The sequence below is a fragment of the Halalkalibacterium halodurans genome (assembly GCF_005671335.1).
Classification (GTDB): Bacteria; Bacillota; Bacilli; order Bacillales; family Bacillaceae_D; genus Halalkalibacterium; species Halalkalibacterium halodurans.
This window is the reverse complement of the sequence record NZ_CP040441.1, coordinates 383,413-406,058: the sequence shown is the minus strand read 5'-3', so window position 1 is coordinate 406,058 and position 22,646 is coordinate 383,413. Positions and strand designations below refer to the sequence as shown.

Sequence of the window (22,646 nt, the reverse complement as noted above, 5' to 3'; positions counted from 1 at the left end):
GCACAGCCTTTTTGGTATAAACAGTGTTCTTACCATATAAACAAGATGCACAAGGGGCTTGACACCTGCTTTAGTTTGACAGAGTGTGGTGGAAAACACGTTCGTTAAACTGAATAGTACTAAAATCACTAATTTTAGTGGTCCTTACCTTTTCAAGCTTCAAGACTAACCAACTGTTCGATTTTCTTTCAGTTTAAGTCCCATTGAAAAAAGTGTAGGATTTTGTTGTAGACGTCAAGTCGAATTTTACACTTTTTGCTCGTTTCCTTTTTACACTTCTGCTGAAAAAATGCTTTTCCGGTTTTTCATGCGATGACTTTCCTCATTCTCTCCACCATGGATGACTTCCACCCGATGAAGTAAGCGATCTAAAATAGCTGTTGTGATTCCTTGATCTCCAATTAAATGACCCCATTCTTCTGGACTCTTATTTGAAGTCAGGATGATCGAACTTCGTTCGTATAAATGGTTAATCAAATGAAAAAACAAGTTTGCTTCTCTCTGATCCATCGCCATATACATTAAATCATCGATAATCACAAGGTCGGCATTTCTAATTCTTTTAAGCTGAACTTTAGATTTATTCAGGTATTCTTCTGACTTTAAAAGCTGCACAAGCTCACCCATTGTAGCGAAGTAAACATGGAATCCTCTATACACAGCTTCCAGTCCTAATCCAATGGCGATATGTGTTTTACCTATACCAGGGGGACCCAGAAGGATTAAATTGTACTGCTGCTCTAGCCAGCTTAATTCTCGGAGTTGAGAAAGCTGACGAGCCGTCAGAACGTTTTGTCCTTTCAGTTCAAACTCATCTAACGACTTCACGAAAGGGAAGCGCGCCCATTTCATTCTTTTCTCGAGGCTTTTTGCTTCACGTTTTGCTAATTCATATCGAGTGATCGATTCTAAAAATTCCAGGTAGGTCCATGATGCTTTTTCAGCTTCGCGAAGAAGCTGTGGCAGCTCCTCCGCCGTCTCTGCTAAACGTAACTGACGAAATTGATCTTGTAATTCATGCACAGTCTTGTTCATCATGCTCTACCTCCTAAAATGCTGGTATAGGCAAGTAGAGAACGGGTAGATGCTTTGATATGAGAATGCTTTGGTGAGCTAGTATAAAAGGGTTGTCCCTCTTCAATCGGTTCATCTCGCAATGTATGAAGGTGATGAGCAATATCACGAAAATCATTCGCATGATATAGTTTCTCTGCCATGCACTTTGTCAAAACAGTATCAATGAATGCTGGATACTGTTGAATGATCTTATAGAGGATCGCAAATTGATCTCGACGATACCTCGGGTATCTTTGGCTGATCTCATCTAAATAAGCAGCTGCCTGACCTTGATCTTCAAAGCAAGAGACGAGGCGTTGCTTAAGCTCTTCAACCCCTTTGGAGCGATCTCGAGTGTGATGGCGATTTTGAATGAGTTTTCCTTTTTCTGAGCTCACAAGATGCTCGGCAATGACTTCACCTTTTGCTTCTCTGCGAATGACGAGCGTCTTTTGACCTTCGTCTTTCACTTCAATCCAGACAAGATTCTCACTCATTGTTTGATACGTCCCTAGGGGAACAGAATAACGGTTTGACTTGTACCGGATGGTGTTGTCCTTGCTTACAATTCTTGTTATACTTTGGTTATGGGTACTTTCATATGAAAGTAACGAAGAGACTGGCAGTAAGTGTTGCTTTTCAAGGAGAAACACTTCTGCTGGTCTTTTTTTCGTTGTTTGATGAACCTGATGATTCCCGGTACGCTGAAGCCATTGTAGTGCTCGACTATTCCAATCTTCTATATCGCTAAACACTCGACTGTCTGCGAAGTTGCCCTTTATGTATTTCACTACATTCTCAATCATGCCCTTAGATTCCGGATCGGCTTTTCGGCACAAGTGAACGTTAAACTCACGTTCATTCACATAATGTTGGAACTCCGTTGTTAAAAGCAGTTGTCCAGCATTCTCACTCACTGCGATTAAGTGATCCTGATCATAAACAATTTCTTCTGTTCGTCCTCCATAGAACTGAAAGGCATGTTCATGACAACGAATCGCGTCTCTTGTCGTAAAAGGACGCGCCTGCCATTCCATATATTTCTGCCTGGAATGAGCGAGGACAAAGGCAATGAAATAGAGCTTGATTTCTTTGTTGTCTGTCGTTTTCTGTTTTGTCTCACCCCAGTCTACCTGAAGTTGTTTACCCATTGGTTGTTCAGGAACGGCTTCATATTGACGGACCATGGCCTTCTTCTCAATCTGATAAACCTCACGAATATCTTTCACATACGTTCTCACCGTACTTCCACCGACGACAAGATCGGGGTATCTCTCCAAAAGCCAATCATGAATTTGAGCACTACTTAGATGAGGGTATTCTTCTAGCCAAGCAAGTATCCAGTCTTTGTAGGGATCTAGTTTTCTCTTCTTCCCCAAAGGGTGTTCAGTGTATGCTTTTGCTTCATCAAATGTCATGTCTAAATACTTATAGACAGTCGGTCTTGAAACTTTCAGCTCCTTAGCGATTTGTGCTACTTTAAACTTTCTCTTACGTAATTCATGGATCTTTACATATAACACTAACTTCTCCTCCAAAACCCTAACCCCCAGTAAAATAACATTACTATCTATTTTACTAAAGTAGTAGGTTGATTGAGCAAAAGTGTAAAATCTTATCGAGCAAAAACTGTCAACTTCATTCTAGCGTTTACATTTGTCCAGGAGGAAAAATCAAAAAGTCTAAAAAGCGTAAATTATCTATTTTAAGGTTTCTTATTCCTTAAATGTTCGCAGCAACTACACTTTTGGTATTTTTAACAAGCAGAAAACAATAAAATTTTTCAATTAATCACTTAATATTGTCACTAAATGTGTTTTAAGATCTTTACAAAAAAAAGCTACTTTACAACCTCTGATTGATTGTAAAATAGCTGATTACCCCACTAGGTTCATATAAAGATTTTAATTATAAAAATAATTAAGTTTATAACCTTCTCAATTCACATAAAGCATTTTCCTTTGTTATTTCTAACTATAACACATTGAGTAAAGAACAAAAACAACGTGATAAGTGTTTTTATGCCGTTTCTATAACCCAAAAGTTCAAATGACTGAAATGATTAAATCTCTTAAGTCCCAAAATGAACTTGGACAGCTCTAACTAAAAATATTAAAGGAGCTGACATCATGAAACGAACCAAACATTCCCAATAATTTAAAGTTCAAGTATGTAAAGAAGCCATTGAAACAGGTAATGCGGCTTTGGTAGCTCGTCGATATGAACTTACGATGGGTCAAGGAATACAGAGAAGGGAAATATGACGATGTAATATCAATCGCTGGAACAAGCCCAATGAATAAAAAAACTTTCACAAGAGAATGATCAATTAAAAAGATTATTGGGTGAAAAACACCCAGTAATTACCATTCCATAAATGCTCATATATTGAATCTTTTCACCTAATCTTGGAGGAAACTGTCTTTCCCGATTTCAATTTGAAACATATAGTGAGGCCTATCAAGAAGTTTCAGAGTTTATGAGATTCTACAACGATCGAAGAATGCATTCTAGTATTCTTGATCTAGCACCATCAGAGTTCTACGAAATGAGTAAGGCACAATCTCTGAAAATCAAAGAAATTCGTGTCTAGGTCAGATTAGGTCTGAGCACGACTTTATATGGAGTGGCGGGCATGATACCCTTGATCGGTGCAGCCAAGCTTTATAAAGTGGTGTCTTGGCAGTGAAATTATACCCGCAGAGGCTCCTTGTCAAGCCATTTGGCCATTTCACCAAATATGTAGAGAAGCTCAAAAACAGCAAGAAATTAAGAAAATCAAAGAGTAAGTTAACTTTTGTCCAAAATTCGGGGGTTAATACGAAATTTAGAATGCAAAAAAATACTTTTTAGTATAGCTAGTCTTGAAACCATTATAAATAATAATCTTAACCTTGCAGGATGCTGCGTAAAAAAGATAGTTAAATTATTCATTCACATAGTTGAAACTATTATGAATATTATCCTGATAAATGGTAGAATAAAGAAAGAAAACTTGTTGATTGCAGTGAATCGATTTTAAAGCGAAATATCTTAAAGCCTTACCCAACAAGGGATACGAGCTAATTTAAAACAATTATAAACACACGACCGACGATCCACTGCAAAATCAAGACGCTTGCTAAACCAAGCAGTCGCGTAAAAGCCTAATGTTTCAAGGTTTTTTGTCGACTGAAATGGAAGGGTTTTATCTGAACTTAGTGGGTTATAAATTCAAAATGCGTATATAACGCTATACAGACGCCTATACGTTTTATCTGAACTTAGTGGGTTATAAATCTGAATAAAAATTTTATGACAATCCTCGTGCCGTATGTTTTATCTGAACTTAGTGGGTTATAAATTTGCCCACTTCAAATTGGGCTGAATCAAGCCCAATCAAGTTTTATCTGAACTTAGTGGGTTATAAATGCGGTTGGAGTAGTTGCAAGTAATCAATGATGACAGTTTTATCTGAACTTAGTGGGTTATAAATAGCTCTGACCATTACCTTTTTCATCCCGATCACCCTGTTTTATCTGAACTTAGTGGGTTATAAATGTCGCATGTTTTGCATTTATTCATGGTTTTCACCTACGTTTTATCTGAACTTAGTGGGTTATAAATTCGCTTCCGCCTGACGGGTGGCGTTATTTTGACGAGGTTTTATCTGAACTTAGTGGGTTATAAATCTAAAATACGTATATAACGCTATACAGACGCCTATACGTTTTATCTGAACTTAGTGGGTTATAAATATACTTTAACCTTGTTGTCTTTTAGACTCAAATAACGTTTTATCTGAACTTAGTGGGTTATAAATCCCTATGAAATCAAGGCAGGGGTATCAAATGAGTAAGGTTTTATCTGAACTTAGTGGGTTATAAATTTCCGTTCCACTAACAGCGTTATTAGCGGCCGCTAGCGTTTTATCTGAACTTAGTGGGTTATAAATCAAGTCCAATAAATCAGGCTCATTTATTTCTTTAGCGTGAGTTTTATCTGAACTTAGTGGGTTATAAATTCAGAAAGGTTTTGTAATGCTTTATAGACGGATTTTGCGTTTTATCTGAACTTAGTGGGTTATAAATACAGATGAATTACTTGAGTTGGCAGAAAAACTAAAGCGTTTTATCTGAACTTAGTGGGTTATAAATGCCAATCACGCCATTGGGCATGTACCTAAACACACGTTTTATCTGAACTTAGTGGGTTATAAATATTGATCCGCATGGTGACGTTATACAAACGCATTTCCTGTTTTATCTGAACTTAGTGGGTTATAAATCTGTAAATCATATGCTATCTTTTAAACAAGGTCGCGCCCGTTTTATCTGAACTTAGTGGGTTATAAATGTGAAAAACATAAATGGGCGTGTCAGCGTTTTTTGTTTGTTTTATCTGAACTTAGTGGGTTATAAATATAAATGCAGAACCATCACCATAAGCAACAGATATACCCGTTTTATCTGAACTTAGTGGGTTATAAATGCAACGATCACTTTGAACGAAGGAACAGGCGCACCGTGTTTTATCTGAACTTAGTGGGTTATAAATAGACCAAAATAAAAATGGATGTCCATCTCATCGATCGTTTTATCTGAACTTAGTGGGTTATAAATTGTAAGGTATGCCAAGATTCGATGGGAAGCATTTTACGTTTTATCTGAACTTAGTGGGTTATAAATGACGATAACCGGAAACGGCACTATATCATTTGTGTTTCGTTTTATCTGAACTTAGTGGGTTATAAATTTTTTAATTGATTGATCACTTTTATTTTATCGTCTTCGTTTTATCTGAACTTAGTGGGTTATAAATTCTGCTCCAAAGCGCGGCAACCTCTCCCCGACTGCAAGTTTTATCTGAACTTAGTGGGTTATAAATTCGCACATTCCCCAAAAATTCTTATCTCTACCGTTCTGTTTTATCTGAACTTAGTGGGTTATAAATTTGGTCGGACTTATTTCCTAAAACAGACTCTCCACGTTTTATCTGAACTTAGTGGGTTATAAATGAGTAGTGTTCGCGAGCCTTTCGGTTAGGAAACTTCGTTTTATCTGAACTTAGTGGGTTATAAATGCCTATTGGTCCAGACATAAACCTCAAAGCAGCCCCCGTTTTATCTGAACTTAGTGGGTTATAAATAAAAGCTAAAGCAAAGGTAGAGAAAGAGCTTGATATAGTTTTATCTGAACTTAGTGGGTTATAAATTCACAATTGCGGCCATCGTCACATGTCTATTCTTGATGTTTTATCTGAACTTAGTGGGTTATAAACTTGTATCTCCCCTTCTCGTTTAGTGACAAGGGATACGTTTTATCTGAACTTTGTGTAAATGTCTCTTTTTGTTTCTATAAAAACATGCACTTTTATCGTTTTGACATGGATCTCCGTTGCCAGTAAACTAAAAGGAAAGTCAAAAAGGAGGCGGTGCTATGGGAGATGTGAGACGTGATTTACAAAAAGTCGAACGGATTTTTACGATTTTGAACCTGTTAAGAGAGCGAGACACGATTACAGCAAGTGAGTTGGCGGAATATTGCGGAACTACTCAGCGGACAATCTATCGTGACATGGCATTGCTTGAAAAAGTAGGCGTGCATTACGTAACCGAAGGAAAGAATGGGTATCATTTCATTTCTGGTCCCGTTGTACCACATCGTAAACTGACTCAAGAGGAATGGATGGCCCTTACCGTGTATCCATTAGTTACAAATGACTTTCTCCATAATGATCATCCAGTACACTACGCCTATCGTGCAGGATTTGAAAAATTAAAAGGGCTTACACGAGACTCCCATACATCTCAGTTGCTAGCCATGAGTGAAGAGCTCGGTGACCGCATCCGCTTTCACGATCAAGTTAGCAATAAAGATACGAATCATGTAATGCCGCTTTTATTCCAAGCAATGGTTGAGAACAAAGCGATTGAAGTTGAATACTATGCAATTTATAATGATACTATGGCAAAGCGGGTGATTCACCCTTATTACATTATACCAAGGAACGGCCACTTGTATGTGCTTGCTTATTGTACCTTGCGTAAAGACTTTCGAACATTCCGGTTAAATCGATTTTTATCAGTTGTAATTAAGGAAGAGACCTTTGTAATGGACCCTAACTTTAACGTGGATGAGTATTTGTCCAAACGGTGGGCTATTTTTGCTGATGACGCGGAGGAAACAAAGTTTGTGGTACGCTTTCACCAAGAGGTGGCCCGCTATGTCGATGAATATACTTTTTATGCGGAAACGAAGATAGAAAAACAAAGCGATGGATCGCTCCTCCTCCATGCAACGGTCAGAAGTCGTAAAGAATTCCTTCGTTGGGTACGTGGATTTGGTCTAAACGTAGAGGTACTTGAACCAGTTGATGTAAGAGATAGCTTGTATGAGGAGTATCGACAACTAATGACACGTTACCATTTGGCTGATAGGATCAACGCGAAATAAAAGATTGTTCGAAAAACTCTCGAGTCGTTAGACTGATAGAATACGTCGATTGTAGAAAGAACCACGAAACGATACTCAAACCTATTTATAGTCCTTAGTCCTTTTTCTTTTGCATAAACCTAAAAAGAATGGGAAAAGGTTACGAGAACTTAGTGGGATAGAAACAAATCTAACTTGATTGATTTCGTTTTAGTTCAATTTAAGTACATATCATTAAAAATAAAAGATTGGTCCAATTGCTTTTATTGTAAATTCCTCCCATGCATAAAATTTTAGATACGTTTCTCAATACCTTATTGGATATCCTCCAGATTATCTATTTTAATAGGCTTTTTGGATTGAGGGGGAGTTGAACCGAAAACATCTAATAAATCAAACTCTGATTAGTAGGAAGTATTCCCCTTTTCTTAGGATAGACTTGGCATTATCTACGACTACCCTTATAGGGGTCTAGACAGCAAACTCCCACAAAGTAACACTTTTAACACAAATCCCCCTCTAACTTCATGACTTAGTAGCTTTCGTTACTAGTGATTCAAGCCAATATCTGAAAAACGTTTTCTTTACACGTCATTTTTGTTTTTTATTCTCCTTTTTGTATAGCACTTCCCTCTTTTTATTTTTTTCTAATTGGAGCAAACTCCATTTGGCAAAGAACCGTGTACGAGCGACGAGATTCTCTTCGTTATCATGTTTTATGCACTCTAGATGTTGACTGTTTGACTGTGCTAAGGCAAGCGCCGTATGTGACGTATGCTGGGTACAAACAATCGTTAAGGCTGATTTTTTACATGCGTTACGAATGATTTCTGGGCTGTCTTCAAACGGGTTACAAATAGTTACACGAACCCCGTGATGTTCCAAGCGCTTTTTATAGCGTTGCATACGCTGGGAGCCTATTAGACAAACACGGAATGTGCCAATCGGGACAAATATAGGCTTGTCTTGAACTTTTTGTTTTCTTGCTTTTTGTTCCCTACGTTTCATTTGTTTCGGGATTGTTTGATAAACTTTGGTGATTTCCACTTTATTTTCCCAAACAAGCTTTGCTTTGACAGGAAGTCCGTCGTCGACTATTTCACCCTTGTGTTCGATTTGGTATACTTTTCCCTCTAAATCCCGAAATAAGAAATCCTCCGTTTGCGGTTGTTTATACATTGTGCCAAATAAATACGAAGTCTTTTGGCTTTTTTCCTCTAGTGGCTGTCCCCTTTTTTTCATTTGCCGCTGATTAGCCAAAGCTTCAATGTCTTCAACGAGCATTGCAAATACGTTTCTCTCATTTGGCATGTAGTTTGAGACCGTTTCGATTGTTAACCCTTTGTGCAACTGTTGGTACATCTCAAACACAGTCGGTTCCTTTTTTTGTTTTAACTGGCGAATGCGTCGTTGCAAATTACGAACTTCTTCTTTTCGTTGCTTGAGCTGTTGGTAGACCTGTTCTTCAGTCGGTTGCTGCTTTGCCAGCAATTGTTTCACTTGTTTTTTTAGTGCGTTGTTCTCTTGCTGAAGCGCACTAATTCGCATTAAACGGTTGTTGATTAAGGTCACTTGTTTATCCTCTTGCACTTTCTTTTTTCGCAAGTCCACTAGTTCCCGTTCTAGCGCTCGATTGACTTCCACAGTAGAGGACGCTACTTCTCTCGCTGTTTTTTCTGCTACTTTGGCTTGTTTTAGCTGCTGGCTCACTTGGCTTACTTGTTTTTTCAGCTTTCGCACTTGCGATTCTTTTTTTAATAACTCTGCCTTTAATTGTTTGGCCTTCTTCTCCATGTAAAGTAGTTGTTTCGACAATTGCTTTCGTTTTTTCCGCTCTGTCTGAAGCTGCTCAAGTGTGGACGTTGTTGGCGTTTTTTCAGGAGCAGCTGCCTTTTTAGCTTGTTCCATTTTCACACGAAACTGTGTTTGAACCGATTTTTTCTGTTCTCCCTTTTTTTCCTTTATTCGTTTCATCTTTTCCCTCACTTTTGCCCGATTCACTTTCATCCCTCTCTTTCAAGCTTTTTTAAAAGGATACTTTTTTTCCTGACAACGAATGTCAGGTATCGACTTTTTTCTCCCTTTTTTATTCGTGTTTGTGAAAGCCCTCCCCAATAAAAATCACGCTCATTAGTTTGAGCGTGAAATATTATTAACAGTAATGATAAGATTCTAAACGATTGAAGAATATCGTGTGCCACCCACCCTCACTCCGACAAACGCTCAATGACTTTCGCCAGCAGCAAGGTACGCTCTTGCATCGTGTCCACTCGCAAATATTCCTTTTCGCTATGGGGAAAGCCGCCGACAGGGCCCATGCCATCAATTGTCGGGATGCCTAATGCTGACGTGAATGAGGCGTCGGAGCTGCCACCGGTGGCGGTTTCCGTCAGTTCGAGCCCGATTGTGGAAGCTACTTGTTGGATCAATTGGAAAAGGGCAACCGTTTGGGCGTTTCGCTCCATCGGTGGGCGCGTGATTCCGCCTTTCAACTCAATCGTCGTCCCATCGACATCCGGTGTGCCGCAGATCCGGCGAATGTCCCGATCCAGTGGCTCCGCCTGTTCGAGCCTGCTAATGCGGATGTCCACTTTTGCCTTCGCGCGATCTGCGACGGTGTTGACCGCTGTTCCTCCTTCAATCACCCCGACATTGACGCTAATTCCCGATTCGTAATCTGACAAAGCATGCAGCTTCATAATTTTATGTGCCAGCTCTTCAATGGCGCTTCGTCCCTTTTCCGGTTCAACCCCAGAGTGAGCTGCCCTGCCCGTGACGTTCAGCGTATAGCGACCGCCGCCCCGCCTGGCGGTGACAAGGGAGCCGTCTTTACGTGCAGGCTCCATCACGAGCACGGCCTTCTTACCAACGCCTATTTTCTCAATGATCTCACGGCCAGAGGGAGCGCCAATTTCTTCATCGCTCGTCATTAAAATCGCCACCTGTTTCAAAGCAGGAGACTGGGCATCCACAAGAGCCTTGATCGCATATAGGCAAGACACCAGACTGCCCTTCATGTCAATAACACCGGGTCCATACGCACGGGTTCCGATCAATTGAAACGGACGGACAGCAGCTGTGCCTACAGGAAACACGGTATCCATATGGGCGACGAGCAGGATCTTCGGATCAAACGCATGAGGATGGGTGAATAGAAGATGATCCCCATAGCGCTCTTGCTTAAAAATAGCCACCTTGAAACCGATCTGTTTGAAGGCGTTCGTCAACATTCGTCCGACTCGATCCACCCCTTCTTTATGATACGAACCGCTGTCTATGTTCACGAGTGCTTTCAATAACGAAAGCATCTCCCCTTTATCCCCTATGTCCACCTACATCAGATCCTTTCTCGTTTTTTCTAATGGGAAATGGCACGCCACAAAATGGCCAGGCTCTTTTTCCGTCAACGCCGGCTCCTGCACGGTGCATTTGTCTTGCGCATAAGGGCACCGAGGGTGAAAGCGACAGCCCGACGGTGGATGAACCGGGCTTGGCAAATCCCCTTCCAGCGTCACCCACTTCTTGTCGTTTCGAACAGTCGGATCAGGGATCGGCACCGCCTGGATCAAGCCTTCGCTGTAAGGATGCATCGGTTGTGCAAACAAGGCATCTTTAGAGGCAAGCTCTACTACCTTCCCTAAGTACATGACGGCCATTCGGTGACTAATATGTTTCACAGCTGGCAAGCCGTGGGCAATAAAAAGAAACGTCAGCTGAAACTCCTTCTGCAATCGTACCATTAAATTTAAAATTTGCGCCTGAATCGACACATCGAGTGCCGAAACCGGTTCATCGCAAATAATGAGCTTCGGCTTTAGGGCAATCGCCCGTGCAATCCCAATGCGTTGGCGCTGCCCCCCGCTGAATTCATGGGGATAGCGCTTGGCGTAACTACGATCAAGACCAACCGCATCCATCAATTCATCCACTCGCTTGATCAGGTCATTTCCCTTGGCGAGACGATGCGTTTTAAGCGGTTCGCCAATAATCTCCCTCACCGTCATCCGTGGATTGAGCGAGGAAAACGGATCTTGGAATATGATTTGAATGTCCGATCGCTTCTGCCGCAGCGCCTCCCCTTTTAATGCTAAAAAATCACTGCCTGCAAACGATAGCGTACCACGTGTCGGTTCCAGTAAACGCATGAGCAGCTGTCCAAGCGTCGACTTTCCGCAGCCTGATTCACCGACAATGCCGAGCGTTTCCCCTGCATAAATCGTCAAATCCACCCCATCAACCGCTCGGAGCACCGCCTTTTTCCGTTTGAAAAACCCTTCGCTCACGTCAAAATGCTTCGTCAGGCCTTTCGCTTCCAATAGCACCTCTTTCATCCAGAAGCCGCCTCCTTCCCATCGAACAGCCAGCAGCGAACGTGCTGTCCTCGTCCGGTTTTCATTAATGGTGGCTCTTGATGCACGCACTGCTCAGTAGCATGCGGACAACGGGGGAAAAAGCGACAGCCTTTTGGCATCGTCTCATAGGTCGGTACGGTTCCCTCAATCGATTGCAGTTTTTCTCCACTGGCATGAATGTTTGGCGTACTTGCGAGCAGACCTTGCGTATACGGATGGGCCGGAGTCGCAAACAACGTGAACACATCAGCTTGCTCCACCACTTGACCAGCATACATGACGATCACCGTATCAGCCATTTCGGCCACCACCCCAAGATCATGGGTAATGAGCAAAATCGCCGTATCGTTTTCTTTCACTAGCTTACGCATAAGCTGCAAAATTTGCGCTTGGATCGTCACATCGAGGGCGGTCGTCGGCTCATCGGCAATGAGTAGCTTCGGCTCACATGCGAGGGCCATCGCGATCATCACCCGTTGGCGCATACCGCCACTTAATTGGTGCGGATAGGAACGATATACCTGCTCCGCACGGGGAATCCCCACCTTTTTTAACATCTCGATCCCCTTCTGCTTCGCTTCCTCTTTTGTCACTTGTTGATGTTGCAAAATCACTTCGCCTAGCTGGTTGCCAATCGTAAACAGAGGATTGAGCGACGTCAGGGGCTCTTGAAAAATCATCGACAACTCATTTCCCCTTAGCTTCCGGTACTCCCTTTCGCTGATGGTTGTCAAGTCTTGACCATTGAATCGAATGTCACCGCCGACGATTTTCCCCGGCGAGCGGACAAGCCCCATAATGGAAAGGGAGGTGACGCTTTTGCCACAGCCCGATTCACCAACAACGGCCACGGTTTCCCCATGTTTAACTTCAAAGGACACCCCATTGACCGATGGAACCGCACCGCTTTCCGTATAAAAGTATGTTTTCAGCTCTCGTACTGAAAGAAGCGTATCCTTTTTCATTCTATCCCCCCTCTATCGCCGGCTTTGGCCGCGCGGGTCAAGCACATCTCGGAGCCAGTCGCCTAGGAAAATGATGCCTAACACCGTCAGCGTAATCGCAAGACCCGGAAAGGTTGCAAGCCACCAGCTTGTCGCAATATAGTCGCGCCCATCACTTAAAATACCGCCCCACGAAATATCGGGAGGCTGTATCCCTAACCCTAAAAAGCTGAGGGACGCCTCTAAAATAATGGTTGTTGCCACACTTAACGTAGAAATGACGATAAATGGAGACACGACATTCGGCAACAGATGGCGAACCATCACCATGCGATTTTTTACGCCAATTGCCCGCGCTGCCTTCACAAACTCCCTTTCCTTAATCGACAGCACTTCTCCGCGGACAAGCCGAGCATAGTTCACCCAGTTTGTAACACCAAGCACGAAAATCAATGTCCAAACCCCTGGACCGAAGACACTTAAAATGACGAGAGCCAACAAAATGTTGGGTATAGACAAAAACGAATCCACTAACCGCATGAACGCGGTATCCAACCAGCCACCATAAAATCCGGCGACCATTCCAACCGTCACGCCAATAAGCCCAGCGAGGACGACAGCTGTCACTCCGACGAGTAGCGAGATCCGCGAACCATACACCATTCGACTCCAGATGTCGCGCCCCAAATGATCGGTACCAAGAAAGTGTTCGCTGGAGCCCCCGTCCAACCAGGCAGGTGGCTTTAACATCATGGCTGGATTTACCTCATGTGGGTTGTGAGGTGCTAGAACGTCGGCAAAAGCGGCCAAAAGCAAGACTACCAACACAATGATCAAGCCCACCGTCCCCGTCTTGCTCCGTACCAGACGCCGCCCCCAAGCAAGTAGACGCTTTGAGCCCATTGTCCTGCTTTGCCGCATAAGGCGTGTGACCGTCGTTTCTGTTTCCATTAATCCGGCACCTCCTCTACTCGTATTTGATCCGTGGATCGAGCAGCCGATACAAAACGTCGGCTACTAAGTTCATGAAAATAACTAAGATCGCAATGACGAACACACACGCCTGCACAATTGCCATGTCTCGGATATGAACGGCTTGAATGAGCAGCTGTCCGAGTCCTGGCCACGAAAACACCGTTTCCGTAATCAACGTTCCACCGACCACGGTCGATGTTTGCAACGCGACAATCGTGACGAGAGGAATGAGGGAATTGCGAAACGCATGCTTGTACACGACCATTCCCTCGCGAATCCCTTTGCTTCTCGCCGTTCGAATGTAATCCTGATTTAAAATTTCGATCATGCTCGACCGAAGCAATCGTGTGATCTCCGCCGCAATCCCTGTCGCCAACGTCATCGCTGGAAGCACTAAATGACCGAGCGTTCCCCGCCCTGACACTGGGAACCAGCCAAGCATGACAGAAAAAATCAAAATGAGCATAATTCCAAGCCAAAAGTTCGGCATCGCCTTGCCAATGACAGACCCTCCAGCCGCAAGCAAGTCAACGGGCGAATGTTGCTTCGTCGCTGACCAAACACCAAGGGGAATCGCCATCGCCACCGCAAGCACTAACGCGGCGACCGCCAGCTCAAGAGTAGCTGGAAGCCTCTCGAGTACGAGCGGCAGAGCGCTTGTGTTATAACGGAACGACTCGCCAAAATCCCCTTGAATTAAGTTGAGCAAGTACTTACCGTATTGAACTAAAAACGGCTGGTCCAACCCGAGGGAGGCGGTCAGCTGGTCAATGTCTTCCTGAGAAGCATCCTCCGGCAGCATAAGCGCCACCGGATTACCGGCTACAAAGACGAGTGCAAACACAATAAAGGAAATGATAAACAGCACAGGAATCATTTCCGCCAATCGTTTGAACACAAACGCGGCCACAAATCCCCCTCCTTTTTCCACAAGCCAGGTAAGCTCTGGCTTTTCCAATCATTTTCTCGTAATCGCTGGAACATAAATCATTTCATCCATGGACGGGACAAATGCAATCCGATCACTCACCCCGTAATGGAGCGTTTCTTGGTGTAGCATAATATGAGGGACCTCTTCCGCGGCAATCCGTTGAATCTCCTGAATTTGTTTCGCCCGTTCCTCCTCATCCATGTTCACGGCGGATGCTTCTAACAGTGCGTCAATCTCTTCGTTTTTGTAATCCGTCTCACCGACAAAACGATCGGAGCGGTGCCAGTCAACGGAATAAGCACCATCAAACATAGAGTTGCCGAGGCCAATCAAATAGGCGTCTTTGTTTTCTCCTGCCTGCCGCATCTCGACAAAATTGCTCCACTCCATAAACTCTAGACGAACCTCTACATTAATTGCCTGCAGCATCCCCGCGATCATCTCCGCAACTTCAGCATCCTGTAAATAACGTCCATGCGGTGAATGGAGCGTCATCTCAAACCCGTCAGGATAACCAGCCTCCTTCAGCAATTGTTTCGCTTTCTCCACATCATAATCGTACGTATTGTAAAGCGACTCTTCTGCGCCAAAATTGCCTGGCGCAACGCGCGTTTTCGTCGGAATCCCGCCGCCGCGCAACACATTTTCTGTGATCGCCTTGTTATCAATCGCAAGATCAAGCGCTTGACGCACGCGGACGTCAGCAGTCGGATAGCCTTCCGTTGCCCGTAAAATGAGCATAATCGTTCGGTTGGACGTCTCGGTTTTCATCGATGTCCCTTCGTTTTCCTCTACCCGCTCCCAATCAGCGGACGGAATGTTGACAGCAATGTCGGCACCTCCTGTAAGCAGCTCCGCTACCCGAGTGGAGTTTTCCGGAATGACGCGAAACACGACCTCATCCCATTCGTCCACAGCTCCTTCAAAGTAATTCTCATAAGGCGTCAACACAATTTTCGAATCACGGACCCACTCTTTAAATTGGTACGGGCCTGTCCCGACCGGATTGGCGAGAAAGTGATCCCATCCCTCTTCCTCGATGTAGGTTTTCGGTAAAATTCCTGAACCAAGCCGTGACAAACGGTGAAACAAGGATGGTTCCGGTTCATGGGTAATGACTCGAAATGTTAACTCGTCCTTAATCTCCACTTCCTTGATCTGCTTGTAGTTCGGATACTCTTGTAACGTATCATCGGTGGCGACGCGCTCAAGGGTAAACTTCACATCCTCTGACGTGAGCGGGTCCCCGTTATGGAAGGTGACGCCTTCTTTTAAGGTCATCTCAACCGTCCGATCATCGATTGATTCAAACGTCTCCACAAGCTCTGGTTGAATGACATTGTTCTCATCCCGTTTAAAGAGGTAATTGAACATGTTATCGTGAACCGCTTCTGTGGACGTATTGTTATGGTCATGAATATCAAACGACACGATGTCTGTTCCGATGGCGATTGTTAACGTCCGATCCGCTTCATCATTCGAATCCGTCTCGCTCTCCGAAGAACCCACTTCTTCCTGGTTACCGCCACAGCCAACGAGCAGTAAAACAACAGCGACAAAAACCCATATCTTATTCATCGTTACCTCCCGAAAGTACTATTTTGAAAATACAGACAATACCGCTCAGATGAACGTTGTTTGTAGAAAAGCGACTCCACCCCTTCATCTTTTTTTGACGGAAACAGGTTGTTTTTTTACAAATAAAGGATTATTCATCCCTTTTATCGAACCCATTTCTTATCTTTGAAAAATTTGGATCGTGAGCTTTGCGACGGGGAACGCCAAATAGGACGGAAGGCTCGACTTGAAACAAATGAGAGACCGCGATCGCAACCGTTAAACTCGGCATCCTCACGCCTTGTTCTATCATCCCGTAATAGCTCTCCGTTATGGAGACGTCGTACCTGAGTTTCAACAAATCAACCACATCTTGCTGAGACCAATTTTTCCCTTTCCGAAAAGAAATCAATTTTTCCCGTCTACGCAAATCGATCACTCCCCAACATTTTCTAGTCATAGTTTACCCAACAAATAATAGGGAGTCAACGGTTTTTCCCAATTTTTCAAAGTGTTATTTCGAGTTTCCTTCCGTCCACCCAACCATTAGTTGTATAATGGAAAATAATAACGAAAGAAAGGACATGCTTATGGCTGAACTTAAAGACCGTTTACGCGAACTGCGAAATGCCCACAACCTCACCCAACAGGAGGTTGCCTCATTTCTTAACATCACCGAAAGCGCCTACGGCTTCTATGAACAAGGCCGCAACGAGCCGTCCATCGGCAAACTGAAACAACTCGCCCAGAAATACAACGTCTCCATCGCCTTCCTAGCAGGAGAAACCGATGCAAAAGAACCGTACGCCAACAGCTCAGTGCACGAACACCCGCTATCCTACAAATACAAAGACCTCGACGATGAGGAACTTCGCTTTCTAGACGAACAGCTCGAACTGTTCAGAAGACTCAAGAGGGAAAAAGAAGAGAAAAGTCAATAGACAGGACGGCGCGATGATTGGGGTCAGGGATGCCAAGGTTGCGCGGTCACTTAAAAAGACACCTCGGCGCAAACCGGAGTGTCTTTTCCATACCCTTTTGACCTGGAGATGATGAGATTGACTCGTTTGTCGAAGACGCTTTTGCTTTTACAAAAGCTCTGCGGTATAATGTGAGTAGAATGAAGCATATTAACAAAGAACCGCCGATGCGGTAACATCGACGGTCATGCAATAAAACGGTTCCCTCCAAGGGGATCGGCCATAGGATAGACGAATCCACCTGAGCCGCTAACTCAAGGGTGGATTATTTTTTTTCGGCTCTACAATAAATGTTGGGGTTTTTGCACAAAAGAGGGCAAAAAAAATGCACGCAGGCTCCTTTATCCATTATCCTTGAATTGTTGAGAAACAAAGAAAGGATAGGAGCTGCGTGTACGATGAATTTTACCATGGATTTGCCCGGATTAAAAGGTGTGAAGGTCACAAAGATGGAGGAACGAGAGGACTTTATCGCGCTCCATGTAGAAATGCCGCGAACGCCTCATCGTTGCCCATCCTGCGGGAAGAGAACCGAGAGAATCCATGATTACCGCATCCAAAAAGTTCAACATCTCAAGCTCTTTGAACGGTGGGTGTATCTATTCTATCGAAAGCGCCGGTACGCGTGCAGATGCGGGAAGCGGTTTGCGGAGAAAGCCTCTTTTGTAGAGCGATATCAGCGTCAGACAGTGGAATGGAATCAAGCGTTTCGCTTACGGCTCATTCAAGGGAAGAACTTTACGGACACAGCGAATCAATTCCAAACGTCCGTGACAACTGCCATGCGCCGGTTTGATCAATTGGCGGCCCCCCTCGTGAAGAAGGTGGATCACCTTCCTCCTCGGATTGCGATTGATGATTACAAAGGGGATACGAATGCGGGGAAATATCAAGTAATCATTGCGGATGCAGATACACGGAAGCCACTGGATATCTTACCGGATCGTAAAGCCGATACGCTTAAACGATATCTTCAAGAGAAGGGTCATCATGTAAAAACGGTCGTGATGGATCTTAGTTATACCTTCAAGTCGGCTGTTCAAAAGGCCTTAGGCCACCCGCTCATCATTGGGGATCCGTTCCATTTCTGTCGTTACATCTACTGGGCTCTGGAAGGGGTTCGCCGCCGAGTGCAAAAAGCGTTCCATCCGTATCATCGAAAACGATGTAAACGGATCAAACATCTGTTTCAGAAAGAGAGAGAAGGACTGGATGATAAGCAAAAGAAGAAGGTGGAGCGGTACTTAGAGCTATCCCCTGATTTAAGGGAAGCGTATGAGCTAAAAGAACATTTTCGTCGGTGGTATCAAGAAGCGAAGATGCAAGGAAGGGAAGGACGAATGAGCGAGGTGAAGCAAGGGCTCTACGCCTTTTACCGAAGAGTGGAGGCGAGCCCGTTAAAGGAGTTCCACCGAGCCATTCAGACGCTGAAGAACTGGCAGACCGAGATCTTGAATAGCTTCGCGTTTGGCTTAAACAATGGTTTTATCGAAGGACTGAATAATCAAACGAAGGTGATTAAGAGAAATGCCTTTGGTTTTCGGCGTTATGATCGCTTGCGAAACCGTATTCTCTTGCATCATCAATTCAAACATCAAACATTCGGGGTAGGATAAGAGGGGCTCGCCCTCCTATGCCACCCCAACATTTGACTAAGAACCTTTTTTTCATGAAACGACAGCACCGCGATGATTAAAGTCGCAAACGCTACGGCAAACATCAACGCTTCAAATACCGTCAAACAGCACCACCCCCTTTCAACTTGGGAGTGTGCCGACCACCCTTGAGAAATCCTATTCTATTGCTCTTCTATTATACCAGACATGACCTTGAGAGAATCTTCGAATATCGGCAATCTTCACCCCTTTTAATCTGGGCAACTCCATGGTAAATCGTACACGCAGCTCCTGTCCTTTCTTTGTTTCTAGGCAATTCAAGGATAATGGATAAAGAAGCCTGCGTGCATTTTTTTGCCCTCTTTTGTGCGAAAACCCCAACATTTTTTGTAGAACCACAAAAACAATGGTTCAATGAATATCACCGGATGTGTCCTTCCCTTCATTAACACGACCTTGTCATTTGGCAAGCCCTTACTCCACATCATGGTCTGAGAGTTCTTTCCACGTATGACACCTGTCACATAAAAATCATGATACATATGAATAGTGATCACAACAAGAAGGGACTAAACTAGATGGAAAGGAAACATGGGAAGGCCTTCATGATGTACTCGTTGAATGAAGCCAAAACCGTTTAATTGGAGGGGACGAATGAGCACTTTTTTTCTTGACTACCAGGTGGAGATTTTTATTACAATGGAAGTTCTTACGGTGATTTGCCTGCTGCTCTTTGGTGTGACACGATATTATTTCAACATTCGGAAAGCAAGCTTACTATTTATTCTATTATTTATCGGCATTACCGCATTGGAAGCAGCATTAGCATGGTGGTTATACAACAAAACGGGGGAGATTTCCACCCTGCAAATCATTATTACGGTCTTCGTCTTATACGCGATCACCTTTGGGATTGGCGACTTCAAGAAACTCGATCGCTGGATGCGGCAAAAAATCGGAGGATGGAAAGGCATCGATTTATTAACAGAGAAAGACCGACAGCTGATGTCCTTACAAAAAGACCCGGCGTATGTGGCACGAAGCTATCGCAGATCGTCCTATATCCACATCGCCCTCTTCGTGACAGCACAAATGATCTTTATCTCAATGGGAACCGACAGTCTGTCCGAAAGCCTAGCTTACGTAAAGGATTGGTCCTGGATTGAACATGGAACGTATGAACAAAGCCCCTATCCAAATGAGACGATCTATAGCATTGCCATGCTGTGGGGCATTATTTTCGTCGTTGATACGATTTATTCTTGGTCTTATACTGTATTCCCGAAGAAGCCGTCATAATTAGAATCTTAAAAAACATCCAGTCGCGCTCATTGTATTGAGGGAACGTAGCCTTGTCTAGAGACCTTCCTCCACTTAAAGGCTCGTTCTTCCTTTTATCTTAGTGAGGAGCTAATATTCTCGGAATGAAGCCCACATGCATGGGAAAAATCCCCTTTGTCTAATAGGACACTTCCACTTCCGGCAAATGGCCATTAATAGTTTTTTGTCTTAGTTCCCCCAAGGCTATTGGGATGCCGAAGTCCATTCAGCCGACCTCTCCTAGCAGTGTTCAAATACCAAAGTTCTTGACACGTTATTGAAAGTAGCATCGTCATCCTGTAAGAACAGATTGATTGGAGTAATTAGGAAGCAACCCGTGCAGCACGCACTCATGTAGAGTGGAACGTGAATCGATTTCTCGATTGGATCGCGGAGGACTTATTTCAATCCACGCACCCATGAAGAGTGCGACAGAGAGCTAAACAGAATCAGTGACATCATCGGAATTTCAATCCACGCACCCATGAAGAGTGCGACTAAACATAAGCGAAAGACAGGCACGGCGGTGGAATTTCAATCCACGCACCCATGAAGAGTGCGACCTTCGATTAAAGTGTTTCCATCTTTAAATTGTTCATTTCAATCCACGCACCCATGAAGAGTGCGACCATAGACAATGTTCCCGATATACGCCTCATTAGAATTTCAATCCACGCACCCATGAAGAGTGCGACTGGATATCGACAAGCGGGAGGGATCGGTCATCTGATTTCAATCCACGCACCCATGAAGAGTGCGACCGCTGACTATTACGATGTGACCGACGAAGAAATAATTTCAATCCACGCACCCATGAAGAGTGCGACCCCTTACAAAAGCCAAAACATCCCTGATTGAAGATTTCAATCCACGCACCCATGAAGAGTGCGACATAAATGCAAAAGTCGCGGCAGAGATTGAAAATATTTCAATCCACGCACCCATGAAGAGTGCGACCGCCTGATCAGTTGCTGTCAACAAGTACAAGGGCATTTCAATCCACGCACCCATGAAGAGTGCGACTTTATATCGAAGTAAACGAAAATCAAACGAAAGGATTTCAATCCACGCACCCATGAAGAGTGCGACATTAGCGCGCCTTTGATTCGGAGGCCTTCTGGTATTTCAATCCACACACCCATGAAGAGTGCGACAAATCAATGCCGCATGAAGAGGTTATGTCAAAGATATTTCAATCCACGCACCCATGAAGAGTGCGACCCGAGATTGAAGGAATTGAGAGAGTACTACGAGGGATTTCAATCCACGCACCCATGAAGAGTGCGACTGGATAAGGTTAACCGTCTTTGGCTTACCTTTACTATTTCAATCCACGCACCCATGAAGAGTGCGACCTTAGAAAGCCTGGAAGAAGAGCAACAAATGTTGAATTTCAATCCACGCACCCATGAAGAGTGCGACGATAATACTACTCAAAAGGTTAGTATTGGGGTGGAGATTTCAATCCACGCACCCATGAAGAGTGCGACGACGAGAAATCTGATGGAGGCAGCTGGCGCAAGAAATTTCAATCCACGCACCCATGAAGAGTGCGACATTATGGTTTAAAAATTTAGATTCGGATACACAAGATTTCAATCCACGCACCCATGAAGAGTGCGACGATTTTACCTTCTTTAGATAACTTGTTTATAGTTTTAATTTCAATCCACGCACCCATGAAGAGTGCGACAAACCTTACTATAAAAGAGATTTACGATACGTACATTTCAATCCACGCACCCATGAAGAGTGCGACGTTTTTTACCTCCATGTGATCACCTCATGATAAATTTCAATCCACGCACCCATGAAGAGTGCGACCGCGAAGATTGCAACAAATGCGGTGACCTCCGCATTTCAATCCACGCACCCATGAAGAGTGCGACAAGAGGATGGATGGGAAGTAAATAATATGTGTAATATTTCAATCCACGCACCCATGAAGAGTGCGACCGCCTTTAACAGAATCACCGCCCACAACGTCATAATATTTCAATCCACGCACCCATGAAGAGTGCGACAGCGAAAATCCCCTAGATTCTAGAAAATCACTTTGATAAAATAGGAAATTTTCGTTCATTCTGTTCTTTTTCCATGTTGTGATCTACATTCTATTACATAGTATCACATATTTACACATAATATGCTCGTTTTTTGGTGCGGGTCCTCTAGGGATTTTATGTGCGCTTGGGGTTCGCACCATTAAAAGATAAGAGGGTCCTCTACATCGATAGATGGCTTGGCTCCAATATGCTCTACTTTGGTTTTATAGTTGTTTCCTAATCGGTAGATGCGCAAACTGTCTTTTTCTTCGTCAATTAAACTAGTGAGTTCTAATTTTAACGACGTTAATTGAGTTGAATCCACAATGCACTCAAAGACAGAGTTTTGCACTCGTTGTCCATAATTTTGGCACGCTTTGGCCACTTTTCGAAGCCTTTTCGTGCCTCCCATGCTTGAGGTTTGGACATCATACGTAATTAAAACAAGCATGCTTTC

Annotated in this window: 16 protein-coding genes and 2 CRISPR repeat arrays; of the genes, 5 read left to right on the top strand and 11 right to left on the bottom strand. The window is 43.7% G+C overall.

Features of this window, described 5'->3' with window-relative positions; genetic code table 11:
• Positions 1-270: 270 nt before the first annotated feature.
• Positions 271-1,035, bottom strand: a complete 765-nt coding sequence (istB, locus tag FED51_RS02035; protein ID WP_010900090.1) for an IS21-like element IS643 family helper ATPase IstB — start codon at positions 1,033-1,035, stop codon at positions 271-273.
• Positions 1,035-2,579, bottom strand: a complete 1,545-nt coding sequence (gene istA, locus FED51_RS02030) for an IS21-like element IS643 family transposase (RefSeq protein ID WP_138090185.1) — start codon at positions 2,577-2,579, stop codon at positions 1,035-1,037. Before istA ends, istB begins: the two co-directional genes overlap by 1 nt.
• Positions 2,580-3,448: 869 nt before the next feature.
• Between istA and FED51_RS21725 the strand changes: the two genes are divergently transcribed.
• The gene (locus tag FED51_RS21725) at positions 3,449-3,649 is read left to right on the top strand and encodes an IS3 family transposase (RefSeq protein ID WP_138091078.1); all 201 of its coding nucleotides are present in this window, start codon (positions 3,449-3,451) and stop codon (positions 3,647-3,649) included.
• A gap of 591 nt (positions 3,650-4,240) precedes the next feature.
• A CRISPR array of direct repeats spans positions 4,241-6,315; the repeat unit is 29 nt; unit sequence GTTTTATCTGAACTTAGTGGGTTATAAAT.
• Between the two features lie 158 nt (positions 6,316-6,473).
• Positions 6,474-7,490 carry a helix-turn-helix transcriptional regulator gene (locus tag FED51_RS02020; RefSeq protein WP_134229880.1) on the top strand — a complete coding sequence of 339 codons (1,017 nt, stop codon included), beginning with the start codon at positions 6,474-6,476 and terminating at the stop codon, positions 7,488-7,490.
• 570 nt (positions 7,491-8,060) lie between these two features.
• On the opposite strand, the gene FED51_RS02015 is transcribed toward FED51_RS02020, so the two are convergent.
• The 8 genes from FED51_RS02015 to FED51_RS21720 all read right to left on the bottom strand — a co-directional run bounded on the left by FED51_RS02015 (position 8,061) and on the right by FED51_RS21720 (position 16,688).
• Complete coding sequence (locus tag FED51_RS02015; RefSeq protein ID WP_218973206.1) at positions 8,061-9,443, bottom strand: hypothetical protein; 1,383 nt, start codon at positions 9,441-9,443, stop codon at positions 8,061-8,063.
• A 233-nt stretch (positions 9,444-9,676) separates the two neighbouring features.
• Positions 9,677-10,777 carry a M20 family metallopeptidase gene (locus tag FED51_RS02010; RefSeq protein WP_166740085.1) on the bottom strand — a complete coding sequence of 367 codons (1,101 nt, stop codon included), beginning with the start codon at positions 10,775-10,777 and terminating at the stop codon, positions 9,677-9,679.
• Between the two features lie 24 nt (positions 10,778-10,801).
• Positions 10,802-11,800 (bottom strand): ABC transporter ATP-binding protein, encoded by a 999-nt coding sequence (locus tag FED51_RS02005; RefSeq protein ID WP_138090181.1) that lies wholly within the window; start codon positions 11,798-11,800, stop codon positions 10,802-10,804.
• On the bottom strand, positions 11,797-12,786 hold the full coding sequence (locus FED51_RS02000) for an ABC transporter ATP-binding protein (protein ID WP_138090179.1): 990 nt from the start codon (positions 12,784-12,786) through the stop codon (positions 11,797-11,799). Before FED51_RS02000 ends, FED51_RS02005 begins: the two co-directional genes overlap by 4 nt.
• Before the next feature lie 12 nt (positions 12,787-12,798).
• Positions 12,799-13,716, bottom strand: coding sequence for an ABC transporter permease (locus FED51_RS01995; RefSeq protein WP_138090177.1), 918 nt, complete (start codon positions 13,714-13,716; stop codon positions 12,799-12,801).
• A 16-nt stretch (positions 13,717-13,732) separates the two neighbouring features.
• Positions 13,733-14,650, bottom strand: a complete 918-nt coding sequence (locus tag FED51_RS01990) for an ABC transporter permease (RefSeq protein WP_134229875.1) — start codon at positions 14,648-14,650, stop codon at positions 13,733-13,735.
• Between the two features lie 48 nt (positions 14,651-14,698).
• On the bottom strand, positions 14,699-16,249 hold the full coding sequence (locus FED51_RS01985; protein WP_134229874.1) for an ABC transporter substrate-binding protein: 1,551 nt from the start codon (positions 16,247-16,249) through the stop codon (positions 14,699-14,701).
• Between the two features lie 130 nt (positions 16,250-16,379).
• Positions 16,380-16,688, bottom strand: a complete 309-nt coding sequence (locus tag FED51_RS21720; protein WP_134229873.1) for a helix-turn-helix transcriptional regulator — start codon at positions 16,686-16,688, stop codon at positions 16,380-16,382.
• Between the two features lie 130 nt (positions 16,689-16,818).
• On the opposite strand from FED51_RS21720, the gene FED51_RS01975 reads away from it, so the two are divergent.
• The 3 genes from FED51_RS01975 (at position 16,819) to FED51_RS01965 (ending at position 20,123) form a co-directional block, all read left to right on the top strand.
• Positions 16,819-17,169 carry a helix-turn-helix domain-containing protein gene (locus tag FED51_RS01975; RefSeq protein WP_010896525.1) on the top strand — a complete coding sequence of 117 codons (351 nt, stop codon included), beginning with the start codon at positions 16,819-16,821 and terminating at the stop codon, positions 17,167-17,169.
• Positions 17,170-17,606: 437 nt separating this feature from the next.
• Positions 17,607-18,824 carry an ISL3-like element IS651 family transposase gene (locus FED51_RS01970; protein ID WP_138090175.1) on the top strand — a complete coding sequence of 406 codons (1,218 nt, stop codon included), beginning with the start codon at positions 17,607-17,609 and terminating at the stop codon, positions 18,822-18,824.
• 654 nt (positions 18,825-19,478) lie between these two features.
• A complete protein-coding gene (locus tag FED51_RS01965) occupies positions 19,479-20,123 on the top strand; it encodes a hypothetical protein (RefSeq protein WP_138090173.1) in 645 nt (214 codons plus the stop codon).
• Between the two features lie 422 nt (positions 20,124-20,545).
• Positions 20,546-22,168: a CRISPR direct-repeat array (repeat unit 32 nt; unit sequence ATTTCAATCCACGCACCCATGAAGAGTGCGAC).
• Positions 22,169-22,349: 181 nt separating this feature from the next.
• Here FED51_RS01965 and cas2 read toward each other — a convergent pair.
• Positions 22,350-22,640: a CRISPR-associated endonuclease Cas2 gene (gene cas2, locus FED51_RS01960; protein ID WP_138090171.1), complete on the bottom strand. Its 291-nt coding sequence runs from the start codon at positions 22,638-22,640 to the stop codon at positions 22,350-22,352.
• Positions 22,641-22,646: the final 6 nt, after the last annotated feature.

Excerpts from the sequence above, each read along its gene's own strand:
- istB (WP_010900090.1), bottom strand. The coding sequence starts at position 1,035 with ATGAACAAGACTGTGCATGAATTACAAGATCAATTTCGTCAGTTACGT.
- FED51_RS02020 (WP_134229880.1), top strand. The coding sequence starts at position 6,474 with ATGGGAGATGTGAGACGTGATTTACAAAAAGTCGAACGGATTTTTACG.
- FED51_RS02015 (WP_218973206.1), bottom strand. The coding sequence starts at position 9,443 with ATGAAACGAATAAAGGAAAAAAAGGGAGAACAGAAAAAATCGGTTCAA.
- FED51_RS02010 (WP_166740085.1), bottom strand. The coding sequence starts at position 10,777 with ATGCTTTCGTTATTGAAAGCACTCGTGAACATAGACAGCGGTTCGTAT.
- FED51_RS02005 (WP_138090181.1), bottom strand. The coding sequence starts at position 11,800 with ATGAAAGAGGTGCTATTGGAAGCGAAAGGCCTGACGAAGCATTTTGAC.
- FED51_RS02000 (WP_138090179.1), bottom strand. The coding sequence starts at position 12,786 with ATGAAAAAGGATACGCTTCTTTCAGTACGAGAGCTGAAAACATACTTT.
- FED51_RS01995 (WP_138090177.1), bottom strand. The coding sequence starts at position 13,716 with ATGGAAACAGAAACGACGGTCACACGCCTTATGCGGCAAAGCAGGACA.
- FED51_RS01985 (WP_134229874.1), bottom strand. The coding sequence starts at position 16,249 with ATGAATAAGATATGGGTTTTTGTCGCTGTTGTTTTACTGCTCGTTGGC.
- FED51_RS21720 (WP_134229873.1), bottom strand. The coding sequence starts at position 16,688 with ATGACTAGAAAATGTTGGGGAGTGATCGATTTGCGTAGACGGGAAAAA.
- FED51_RS01975 (WP_010896525.1), top strand. The coding sequence starts at position 16,819 with ATGGCTGAACTTAAAGACCGTTTACGCGAACTGCGAAATGCCCACAAC.
- FED51_RS01970 (WP_138090175.1), top strand. The coding sequence starts at position 17,607 with ATGAATTTTACCATGGATTTGCCCGGATTAAAAGGTGTGAAGGTCACA.
- FED51_RS01965 (WP_138090173.1), top strand. The coding sequence starts at position 19,479 with ATGAGCACTTTTTTTCTTGACTACCAGGTGGAGATTTTTATTACAATG.
- cas2 (WP_138090171.1), bottom strand. The coding sequence starts at position 22,640 with ATGCTTGTTTTAATTACGTATGATGTCCAAACCTCAAGCATGGGAGGC.